The 3,365-nt window shown below is 70.4% G+C and carries 5 protein-coding genes; 2 read left to right on the top strand and 3 right to left on the bottom strand.

Going from position 1 to position 3,365, the window contains the following annotated elements:
- Positions 1-95: 95 nt before the first annotated feature.
- Positions 96-581 (bottom strand): transcription elongation factor GreA, encoded by a 486-nt coding sequence (gene greA, locus N864_RS20505; RefSeq protein ID WP_034721755.1) that lies wholly within the window; start codon positions 579-581, stop codon positions 96-98.
- A gap of 230 nt (positions 582-811) precedes the next feature.
- Positions 812-1,177 carry a DUF4307 domain-containing protein gene (locus N864_RS20500; protein WP_034721754.1) on the bottom strand — a complete coding sequence of 122 codons (366 nt, stop codon included), beginning with the start codon at positions 1,175-1,177 and terminating at the stop codon, positions 812-814.
- Positions 1,178-1,345: 168 nt separating this feature from the next.
- Here N864_RS20500 and mca point away from each other — a divergent pair, with 168 nt between their 5' ends.
- Both mca and N864_RS20490 read left to right on the top strand, forming a co-directional pair.
- Complete coding sequence (gene mca / locus N864_RS20495) at positions 1,346-2,275, top strand: mycothiol conjugate amidase Mca (protein ID WP_081794090.1); 930 nt, start codon at positions 1,346-1,348, stop codon at positions 2,273-2,275.
- On the top strand, positions 2,275-2,559 hold the full coding sequence (locus N864_RS20490; protein WP_034721750.1) for a hypothetical protein: 285 nt from the start codon (positions 2,275-2,277) through the stop codon (positions 2,557-2,559). Before mca ends, N864_RS20490 begins: the two co-directional genes overlap by 1 nt.
- A 116-nt stretch (positions 2,560-2,675) precedes the next feature.
- Here the strand turns inward: N864_RS20490 and trhA are convergent.
- Positions 2,676-3,365: PAQR family membrane homeostasis protein TrhA (trhA, locus tag N864_RS20485; RefSeq protein ID WP_051518870.1), on the bottom strand; the 690-nt coding region annotated here is incomplete at its 5' end.

The raw sequence follows: 3,365 nt of genomic DNA, 5'->3' as shown, positions 1-3,365 counted from the left end.
CGGTTGGTGGCCTCTCGACGGGTGGTGGCCCCTCGACGTGGGGACGGGCCGGTCCCCGGGGAGGGAACCGGCCCGTCGACTCGAGCGCAGGGCGGTCAGGCCTTGTAGGGCTTCGCCTTGAGGATCTTGACCTCGATGGTCTTGCCGTTCGGCGCCTCGTAGGAGGTCGTCTCGCCGACGCTCCGGCCGTTGATGGCCGCGCCCATGGCGGACTTCTCGGAGAAGACCTGCAGGTCGGTGTCGTCCGCGATCTCGCGGTTGCCGAGCAGGAAGGTCTCCTTGTCGCCGAACATCTCGACCGTGACGACCATGCCGGGCTCGACGACGCCGTCGTCGGGAGGCGTCTCGCCGATCACGGCGTTGTGGAGCAGCTCCTGGAGCTGGCGGATGCGGGCCTCCATCTTGCCCTGCTCCTCGCGCGCGGCGTGGTAGCCGCCGTTCTCCTTGAGGTCGCCCTCCTCGCGGGCCTCCTCGATCTTGCGCGCGATCTCGATCCGACCTTCGCCGGACAGCTGTTCCAGCTCCGCCTTGAGGCGGTCGTAGGCCTCCTGAGTCAGGAAGCTCGCAGCAGTCTCGGTCACGATGTAACTCCTCGGATGAAACGGCGCCCACGCGGTGCTCGCGTGGGCGCCCGAAACAAGGAAGGCCGCGACCGGATCTCGGTGTGTCACCGGTCGTGACCTCAGGTGAACTTCGAGGATAACAAACGCACCCACCACACGCACCCGAGCGAGATGGGATCGAGACCTTTCGAGCAGGTCAGGCGCAGGTTGGGTGGTCGGTGAGGACGGCGGCCGAACCACCGCACGGCTCACGGCATGGTGCAGGTGCGCACTTCGCCGGACACCGCACGCGTCGTCGTCCGGAAGGTGACGGTCTGCTCGGACGTGTCGCTGCTCGCCCGGGGGACCTTGGCCTCGACGCTGCCGACGGTCGAGAAGTCCTTGGCCAGGGCCCGCACCTGACACGTCATCGGCTGGCCCGAGGGTCGGTTCACCTGGAACTTCACCGTGATCGTCTGGTCGTTGACGACCTTGAACGAGAGCGTCTCCCAAGTCGGCACGCCGAGGGTGGCCGACAGGCCGAACCAGATCGCCATGGCGATGCCGCCGCCGATGCCGATCGTGCCGACGATCCACCACTTGAGCGTGCCGGGCGCTGGCTTGGGCAGGGACATTCGCGGCTCCGTGGGGCCGACGTGGGGTGCGTCGGGTTGGTGAGAGGATGGCGGACGGGTCCCAGTCTCTCCCACCCGCGGCAGGGACCCGCACCCGGTCGGCCCCGGCCGCCGGACCCCACCGACACCCTGGCGTGAGGAGCGACGTTGTCCCGAGGTATGCGGCTGATGGCGGTGCACGCGCACCCCGACGACGAGTCGAGCAAGGGCTCGGCGACGACCGCGAAGTACGTCGCCGAGGGCAACCGCGTCATGGTCGTCTCGTGCACCGGTGGCGAGCGCGGCGACATCCTCAACGAGAAGCTCAAGGGCGACCCCGAGATCGAGCGCGACATGGTCGCGTACCGCCGGCGGGAGATGAAGGCCGCCCAGGAGATCCTCGGCTGCGAGCACACCTGGCTCGGCTTCGTCGACTCCGGCCTGCCGGAGGGCGACCCGCTGCCGCCGCTGCCCGAGGGCTGCTTCGCCCTCGAGGACCTCGAGGTGACGACCGAGGCCCTCGTCCGGGTCATCCGCGAGTTCCGTCCGCACGTCATGACGACGTACGACGAGAAGGGCGGCTACCCGCACCCGGACCACATCATGTGCCACCGGGTCTCGATGGCGGCCTTCGAGGCGGCCGGTGACCCGGAGCGCTACCCCGAGGCCGGCCAGCCCTGGCAGCCGCTCAAGATCTACTACAACAGCGGACACCGCCTCGAGCGGCTCACCGCGATCCACGACGCGATGGTCGCCGAGGGGCTCGAGAGCCCGTACACCGACTGGCTCGCGAACTGGAAGCCGCGCCGCAAGAACCACACGACGACCGAGATCGAGTGCGCGGACTACTTCGAGACCCGCGACAAGGCCCTCCTCGCCCACGCGACGCAGGTCGACCCTGACGGGTTCTGGTTCCGCGTGCCGGTCCGGCTGCAGCAGCAGGTCTGGCCCCACGAGGACTTCGAGGCCGCCCTGTCCTACGTGCCGATCCACGAGGTCGAAGACGACCTGTTCGCCGGACTCGGCACGGCCGCGGAGGCGGACGTGCTGGCGACGTCGGGCGACCTCACCCTGGCCTACGACGGGCGCCTGCCCGAGGACATCGAGGAGACGGCCTGATGGGCGGCAGCGGAAACCTTCCGGTCGGACCGGGCATCTTCGGCTTCATCGCCGTCTTCCTCCTCGCGGTCGCGCTCTGGTGCCTGATGCGCAACATGAACGCCCGGATGCGCCGCATGGCCTACCGCGAGCGGGACCGGCTCGAGCAGGAGCGCCTCGAGCAGGAGCGCCGGGACCAGGGGGAGCAGGGCGTGAGCCGACCGGATGGCGGCGAAGACCGGCTGCGGCCCGGGAGCAGGCCGGAGGACGGCTCGAGCACGGACGGTCCCGCGCCGCGCGCCTGACGCGTGCACGCACCCGCGGGCCTGACCGCTGCGCGGTCCCGAGCGGGTATGCCGCTCAGCGGGCCACCCGCGAACGGCACCGCGGGCGCGGGGCGCGCCCAGCGGCATACCGTCGCTCAGCTGGCGATCGGGTTCGTCGCGACGGCGAGCGCCACGGCCGCGAAGTGCGAGACGAACGCGGCGAGCGTGAAGGCGTGGAACACCTCGTGGAAGCCGAACCACCGCGGTGACGGGTTGGGCCGCTTCGTCGCGTAGATGACCCCGCCCGCGGTGTAGAGCAGCCCGCCGAGCGCGATGAGCGTGCCGATGAGCACGCCGCCGGCCCGCCAGAACGGCACGACGTAGAAGATCGCGGTCCAGCCAAGGGCGATGTAGAGGCCGGTGTAGAGCCAGCGCGGCGCTCGCACCCAGGCGACGCGGAAGATGACGCCGGCGACCGCCCCGCCCCAGATGAGCAGCAGGAGGGTGCGGGCCTGGTCCCACGGCAGCAGCGTCACGGCGAACGGCGTGTAGGTGCCGGCGATGATGAGGTAGATGTTCGAGTGGTCGAGCCGCTTCAGCACGCCGCCCATCCGGGGTCCCCAGTGGCCGCGGTGGTAGATCGCCGAGACGCCGAAGAGCAGCGCCGCGGTGACCGTGAAGACGAGGGCGGACGTGCGCACCGCGCCGGGCGCGGCCAGGAGCGTCAGGACGAGGCCGCCGATGAGCGCGCACGGGAACATCACGAGGTGCAGCCAGCCGCGCAGTCGGGGTTTGACCGTCGCGACGACCTCCTTCACCGCGGCGACGGGTCCATCGGTGCCGTT

Source organism: Intrasporangium chromatireducens Q5-1 (assembly GCF_000576575.1).
Taxonomy (GTDB): domain Bacteria; phylum Actinomycetota; class Actinomycetes; order Actinomycetales; family Dermatophilaceae; genus Intrasporangium_A; species Intrasporangium_A chromatireducens.
Note: the sequence above shows the minus strand (reverse complement) of the source record. Positions and strands in the feature narration are given on the sequence as shown.